Below are 7,538 nucleotides of genomic sequence, written 5' to 3'. Positions count from 1 at the left end.
AATTAATAATTAAATGGGGTCGCAAAATCAAAAATAAGGGTAATGCTTGTATCACAGTTTAAATGTGCAACAGCTTACCAAATCCAACTGTTCAGAGAAGGCCAGCGTATTGAGTCCCCAACTTTCCCGGGATTGAAGCTGACAGCGCAGCAGGTGTTCGCCAAAGGGAATTGAGGTGGCTGCTTATGCTAATGTCCGAGTAGGGGTATCTGATTAAAGATGCGATCGCGCGCATCTGCTGTATCTTGTATAGAGGCGATTCATCGCGTCTGGGGAGCAGAGCAATTAGCAAGCAGCCATTCCCAATACCCTATTCCTTAATCTAAAATCTAAAATCTAATGAAGCTAGGACAGTGGATGGGCTTATTAGCCCTCATCGCATCTTGTTACATCCTGTGGCAAATCAGGCAGGCCCTACTGCTGCTATTTGCCGCCGTCGTCTTAGCCACCGCCTTAAACAGGCTAGCACGCTACTTGCAAAAATTCGGACTCAAAAGATCGATCGCCGTACTTTTATCTGTTAGCTTCCTAGTCCTCATCTTCGTAGGATTATTCCTCATCATTGTACCACCCTTTGCCCAACAGTTTCAACAACTTACCCAAAGAGGTCCTCAAGGAATAGCAAAATTAAATGAGTGGATCGATCAGATTGAAACTCGCTTTTCCGGACAAATGGGTCAGCGACTACCGAATCTTGATATTAACGACATTATCCAACAACTGCAACCCCTATTCAATCAACTCGTCGGCGGTGCAGGAGCCTTTGTAGGCAACACCTTAGGCGTTATTCTCAGCTTTTTGCTAGTCATAGTTTTGACCTTGATGACATTAGCAGACCCTTTATCTTACCGCAAAGGATTTATTCAACTATTTCCCTCTTTTTATCGGCGGCGAATCGAGGGAATCTTAGATGAATGCGAAATAGCCCTCGGTCGATGGGTAATCGGTGCTTTAATTAGCATGAGCGTCATCACTTTTCTCAGCCTAATTGGTTTATCAGTATTGCAGGTTCCCCTAGCCCTAGCTCACGCTGTTTTAGCTGGCTTGCTGAACTTAATACCCAATATCGGACCCGGTTTGAGTGTCATTCCTCCAGTGACTATCGCACTTTTAGACTCTCCCTTAAAATCAGGTTTTGTGTTCATCCTCTACTTTCTAATTCAACAATTTGAAAGCAACCTCCTCACCCCTTACGTTATGGCGCAGCAAGTAGCGCTACTGCCGGCTGTTACCTTAATAGCTCAAGTATTCTTTGCCACCTTCTTTGGATTTTTAGGACTATTACTTGCCCTTCCTCTCACCGTTGTGGCTCAAGTTTGGGTTAGAGAAGTTTTGATTAAAGACATTCTCAACCAGTGGGACACCAATCCCAAAAAGCTAGCAGCGATCGATACCGCTATTCACGAGGAGTACGAATCTTTAGGAGTAACACATAACAAGCCAGAAAGCCTGCCCGAAAAAAAATTAGAAATCCCAAATAATACCGAAAGCCACACTCCTGAAAATCAATAATTTAAATCGCTCGATGATGACTGTTGCACCCCTTGAAAATCCCAGTAGTTTAAAAAATACTCAAAGAGTGCTTTTATCAATTATCAATTTGCAAACTGATCGAACCTTATTGGCAGAATCGGGAAAGCGCCGATCCTCTGAATTCCCTGACAGTCGAGGAGTGCTATAAATCATGATGCCGTCAGACTTGCACGAAAACATATATTGCCCGATAAAAAATATCGTTAGCGCATTAACTAAAGAGGTTGACTTGACAATTAAAGGATTTGGTTCGATGAGTTTAAATTTATCAGATTTACAACAAGTTAGCGAACCACATTCATGTTTTTATATGCAAAATATTGACAGTATTTTTTGTAAAAAAATGAGACTTTAAACAATCCGCCACCAGGTTTAGTCATTGAAATCGATGTTACCAGGGTTTCATCGAATCGATTACCAATTTATAATATAGAAATTATTTAAAGTAGGCGGTATAGGGGAGGAAAGATTCAAATTTACCAACTTAAAAATCCCAGATATAATATAATATTTTTGTGCGAATACAGTCTCGAATTTCTAATTCTGCCTGCAACTTTGCTGAATCATCATCTAGTACAAATGTCAGAAACTCTGGACGATAATGCTATTGTCCGGTATTGGCGGCAGTCGGTGAGGCAGCAATTGCAAACACAGAGTTTGTAGCTAATTTATAGCGAAGACCAACAAGGAGGTCGATCGCTAACACTGCATTCGCTCGATCGACATTCCATCACACTAAAATCTAAATCTAAAATCTAAAATAGTCTTATGAGATCGATCGACGAAATCAACGATAAAATCAGCCAAGGCAAAGCTACCGTCTGGACAATCGAAGAACTTAAAACTAGAGTTCAAGAAACCAGCATTACCCAAGCAGCCAAAGAAGTCGATGTGATTACCGCAGGCACCTTCGAGCCGATGGAATCCTCCGGTGCAATCATTAACCTCGGCCATACCGACCCGCCGATAAAAATCCGCCAGTGCTGGCTAGACGGCGTTTTAGCCTACTCCGGCTTCGGGGCAGTAGACCTGTACCTGGGAGCCACCCAAGTAGCCGAAGACGGCGAAGAATCCCGGGAACGGGGCGGCGGACACGTCATCGAAGACCTGATTGCTGGGAAACCCGTGCAGTTGCGAGCCTTGGGGCAGGTAACAGACTGTTACCCCCGCGCCTCCTTTGAAACCACGATTACCCGCGATACAATCAACCAGTTTTATTTATTCAATCCCCGCAACGCATATCAAAACTTTATTGTTGGCGTCAATGGGGGCGATCGCCCGCTGTTCACCTACCTCGGACCCCTGCAACCAAACCTCGGCAACGCCGTCTACTCGAACCTTGGAGCCATGTCTCCCCTGCTCAACGACCCCGACCTCCAAATCATCGGCATCGGCACCCGTATCTTCCTAGGAGGCGCTCAGGGCTACATCACCTGGGAAGGGACTCAGCACTTCCCGCTGCAAAAACGCCAGCCCAACCGCACCCCCATCGGCCCGGCCGCCACCCTCGCACTAATCGGCGACGCCAAACAGATGAACTCGAAATGGGTGCGCGGCTGCTACTTCAAAAACTACGGCCCATCCCTGATGCTGGGAGTCGGCATCCCCTTTCCCGTCTTAAACGAAACAGTCGTCGCCAATTGTGCAGTATCCGACAAAAAAATAGTAGCGCCGGTGGTAGATTTCTCTATCCCCCGGCGCGTTCGTCCGACCTTCGGTTTAGTCAGCTATGCTCAATTAAAGACTGGCCGCATCCTGATAGAGGGCAAACCTGTGCGGGCCGCCCCCCTTGCGAGTATGTTTCTCTCCCGGCAAGTAGCATTGGAATTGAAGCAGCAAATTGAAGCGGGTCAATTTACCCTCACGGCCCCAGTTGCTCCCCTACCCACCGACAGAGTATTTCTCCCCCAAGATTTGTGGGGCGCACAAGTCCGGCTCGAATAAAGGATTTTAGATTGGCGATTTAGCGGTTGTAAATTAGTCTTGGACACACTAATCTAAAATCTAAAATCTAAAATCTAAAATTGGTTCATTCCTCGATCGGCTTAGGCTTCTTAACCGGCTTAGGAAGAGGTTGTTTTGGGACAGGCGGTGGTGCTGCTGCTGCGGACTTGATGGTAGGACGCCCTACAGGAGCACCGTCACCGCTGGGCCTAGGAGTAAACGGACGCTTCCCTCCTCCTCCTTTGAAGCCACCGGGCTTGCCGCCGCCGGGGGGGAATTTCCGCTTTTTAATCGGCAGGGCACCAATATTATTAGCCTGCTCAATCATCAGACTGTCAGCTTTCAATTTGACGTGGAAATCCCAAAAAAACCCGATCGCTTTTGTTGCTAAATCTCCCTTGAGTTTCAGTTTAAAAAACTTCATCTTGTCGTCATTCTTGCGGGGAGCTTGCTTGATTTTGACGATGACATACTTTTCTTCGTCTTGGGATTGGTAAATAACCTCACCTCTAATCGAAAAATAGCCATCTTCAACATCAGGTTCCGAGGGTGGCAAAGATGCGGTCGATGCTTCGCCACTAGCCTCAATCTCCGCTGCTTCCTGATTTTCCTCATCAGAGGACGGTTCGGGAGGTTTTTTGAGCGTTTCCGGCTCCCAAACTCCCATAATCTGGGCGTGCAAGTTGCCGTCTTCTTGCCTGGTGCGGGGATAGACCACCCACAGGTGTTCTTGTTCCAGATCCAGGTGATTTTTGACTAAACTCATGACTCTACCCAGCAAAACGGCGTCAATGGCAGTTCCGTCGGCAGCTATCAGCATACCCCGGGTGAATTGCTCTTCTGATTGCGTGTAGCGGCCCCGCACCAAACCAACAGCTCGGTACTGTCTGGGTTCGCTGGGGGGGGGAATGGGATGTTGGCGCATGACGGAGGGTATGTCCTCATCGGCCGGACTTTCGTTAGCGGGTGGCTCGGCGTTTGCGGGCGGTGCAACTCCTAGGGCTGGAGTATCGCTGACAGGTGTCGAAGACGCTGCTGGCGCCGGGGGTGCAGGAGCATTGCTGGGCTGGTCTGGTGGGTTTGTTTTGTCCTTGTCGAGGGCAGAACTGTAGCGTGGTCGTTGCAGCCTATCCTTGGACGCTGGGGCGTCTGTTGGCGTTGCCGGTTGATTTTGGTCAACAGGTGCAGCCGACGCAGAAGGCACCGAACTTTCGTCTGGTGTCTCAGGAATAGAATCTGTATCTTTAGGCGGATTGACGGCCTGTTCGCTGGGCTGAGCCTTGCGAGTTGAAGTAGATTTGGACGATTTGGAAGACCGGTTGGGAGAGGGGTTCATAAAAACTCCTTGCAGCGGAGACACATCCCTTAAGGGAAATTAGGAATAAACTGAAGAAACTGCTTTAAAAACTACTAGCACCTGACTTGGGGCTTGCGCCCGCAGGTCTGGTTGTGACCCGTCAACGCCAACTTTCAACGCTACGAGTGCCGATCGGTTCGCTGGCTGCTAAAATCCTTGGGATCAAGGACTTTGGCAGTTGCTGACCGATCGATCCTGCGATCGCGCTGAGCTGGAGTTGCTGGCTAATAGCATTTAGGATATTCAGCTTGCCTATTTTACTTAATCCAATTACCTAACGGCCTGATCCGCCATATTTTCGGTAATTTTTAGCTTGACCAGACTAAATTGGACAGACACCGCAGTCCTTGGGGCTGCGGGTCTGAGTGTCCAAAATTGTTTAGCTAGCATGGAGTTGTGGGTCTGTTACCATATTAGCTGCAAGTAAAAGGCTGCTTTGTCCGTTCGGACTTTGAAGTTAAGAACTTTTATGGTTGCATGGATCTAGTTAAGTGGCAGACGCCCCCGGGCGAAGCCTTAATTCTTAGAAAATAGTAGATTTTAAGCTGGGATAGTTGAATTATGGAAAAAGCAAACAAGCGTCGTGGGTTGATTACTGTCGTGGTGGTGCTGTCGCTCATCGCTTTTTTGGGATTTTCCCTTGTGCCAATTTTAAACAGTATTCTCCAGGCCAGCCAAGCGCAAAGTAGGTCAACTCCAACGCCTACTCAAACGGCGCAGTCAGGGGAGAAGCAATCAGAGTTGCTGCAAGCTCAGGCTAGGGGATACGAATTGGTTTTGCAGCGAGAACCTGACAATGTAACGGCTTTGCGGGGATTATTGCAGGTGCGACTGGAGTTGATCGGACAAGGAGTGGGCGACATTAAGGATGCGATCGCTCCTTTGGAAAAGTTGGCTTCGCTGAATCCTGAGACTACTGAATACGGGATTTTGCTGGCTCAGGCTAAGGAACGCACGGGCGATCGCGAAGGGGCTGCTCAAGCTTACAGGTCAATTTTAGCGTCTAAGCCTGGGGAAATTAAGGCTTTGCAGGGGTTGGTGAATTTGCTGCTGGTGCAGCAGCGGCCCGAAGCTGCGATCGGACTGCTGCAAGATACGCTGAAGGCGGCTCCGGCTGCAAATCTGGCGAAACCGGAAAGTGTGGATGTAACTTCAGTGCAGTTGATTTTGGGACAGGTTTATGCTGTGCAGAAGCGCTACGAGGAGGCGATCGCAATTTACGACGAATCTGCTAAGGCTAATCCCAAAGATTTTCGCCCGACTTTAGGAAAGGCGATCGTGCTGAAGGAACAGGGTAAAACAGATGAGTCAAAAACGCTGTTCGATCGAGCTACTGAGTTAGCTCCTCCTAACTATAAAGACCAAATTAATCAGTTAGCTAGTGGGACTCCTTCGCCTTCTCCTGGGGCTACGACGACTCCCGAACCGGCTGCTTCTCCTAGTCCAGAAGGTGCGCTACCGAAACCTTAAGGAAAGTTTTAAGTGAAAGAGTGTTGAGTTGTCAGTGAAAAATTATTAAGTTAAAAACTTAATAATTTAAACTCAAAATTACTCGCTTTCTTCTTGATTACGCAGGACTTAGGAAAAGAAACCCGGTTTCTACGATAAATCTTGGTTGAACGACGACAGATACATGAAGAAACCGGGTTTCTAAGCCCTCGCGCCCAGCGTCCTGTTACTGACTACCAATTACTAATTATCAATTATGTAAGACCTCGGAGGGAATTATGACCCACAGCATTGACCGCGTTGTTCTACCTCCTGCTTTTCCAGACCACACTCAATTACCAGAGTCAGACGGTACTTTTGTGAAAAATTTTCAGGAGCATCCGCAAAGTTTAATTTTAACTGATTCGATCAGGCAAATTTTGCAGGAACGGCATCCTGACGGACAATATGCGATCGGTCAAGACTGCAGCATTTACTGGCGAGAAACTGAACCGCCGGAACAAGGTGCAGAAGCTCCTGATTGGTTTTATGTTCCGAATGTACCTCCTAATGTAGACGGTCAAATGCGGCGTTCCTACGTGCTGTGGCGGGAACACATAGCACCGTTAATTGCTTTGGAATTTGCGAGCGGGAACGGTGATGAAGCGCGATCGTACTCCTTTATCTCGCACTGATGAAGGGGTAATAACGAAACCGGGCAAGTTTTGGGTGTACGAACAGGTGATGCGAATTCCCTATTACGGCATCTATGAAATTAACAGCGGTCGATTAGAAGTTTATCGGTTGATGGAGGGGTATTATCAACTGTTAGAACTAAATCAACGCGGTCATTTTCCCATTGCATCTTTATGCATAGAATTGGGACTTTGGCAAGGCAGTTATCAAAATCAAACCATGCTTTGGCTGCGTTGGTGGGACGAGGAAGGTAATTTGCTGTTGATTGGCGATGAAAGAGCAGAATTAGAGAGATTGCGAGGGGAACAACAGCGGGAAAGAGCCGAACAAGAAAGGTTGCAAGCCGAGAGTGCAGAACAGGCACGAAAAGCTGAATTTCAGGCAAGAAGGGATGCAATTCCCCGGTTGTTGGGAATGGGTTTGAGTGCCGAACAGGTGGCGAAGGCGTTAAGTTTATCTGTGGAGGAAGTTAGCCAGAGTTATCACGGCTGAGATAGTTTTATCGGCTCTCCTGAACTTATGGTTATAAGTTTATCTAATCAGACCAGCAAGCTAATACGCGATTCCTAAAATTATTAAA

At 47.5% G+C, this 7,538-nt stretch carries 4 protein-coding genes and 1 pseudogene; 4 read left to right on the top strand and 1 reads right to left on the bottom strand.

Annotated features, from left to right (window positions below):
• The first annotated feature begins 339 nt into the window (after nucleotides 1-339).
• Nucleotides 340-1,512: an AI-2E family transporter gene (locus QUB33_RS28335; RefSeq protein WP_333357621.1), complete on the top strand. Its 1,173-nt coding sequence runs from the start codon at nucleotides 340-342 to the stop codon at nucleotides 1,510-1,512.
• 789 nt (nucleotides 1,513-2,301) lie between these two features.
• On the top strand, nucleotides 2,302-3,477 hold the full coding sequence (locus tag QUB33_RS28330) for a homocysteine biosynthesis protein (protein WP_333285628.1): 1,176 nt from the start codon (nucleotides 2,302-2,304) through the stop codon (nucleotides 3,475-3,477).
• 85 nt (nucleotides 3,478-3,562) lie between these two features.
• Here the strand turns inward: QUB33_RS28330 and QUB33_RS28325 are convergent, their stop codons facing one another.
• The gene (locus QUB33_RS28325; protein ID WP_333357618.1) at nucleotides 3,563-4,813 is read right to left on the bottom strand and encodes a hypothetical protein; all 1,251 of its coding nucleotides are present in this window, start codon (nucleotides 4,811-4,813) and stop codon (nucleotides 3,563-3,565) included.
• Between the two features lie 582 nt (nucleotides 4,814-5,395).
• Between QUB33_RS28325 and QUB33_RS28320 the strand changes: the two genes are divergently transcribed.
• Both QUB33_RS28320 and QUB33_RS28315 read left to right on the top strand, forming a co-directional pair.
• Nucleotides 5,396-6,304, top strand: a complete 909-nt coding sequence (locus tag QUB33_RS28320) for a tetratricopeptide repeat protein (RefSeq protein WP_333357615.1) — start codon at nucleotides 5,396-5,398, stop codon at nucleotides 6,302-6,304.
• A gap of 257 nt (nucleotides 6,305-6,561) precedes the next feature.
• A pseudogene (locus QUB33_RS28315) lies at nucleotides 6,562-7,450 on the top strand (Uma2 family endonuclease).
• Nucleotides 7,451-7,538 lie beyond the last annotated feature (88 nt).

The sequence above is a fragment of the Microcoleus sp. B3-A4 genome (assembly GCF_036705385.1).
In the GTDB taxonomy this organism is placed as follows: domain Bacteria; phylum Cyanobacteriota; class Cyanobacteriia; order Cyanobacteriales; family Microcoleaceae; genus Microcoleus.
This window is presented reverse-complemented; position numbering and strand designations above follow the sequence as displayed.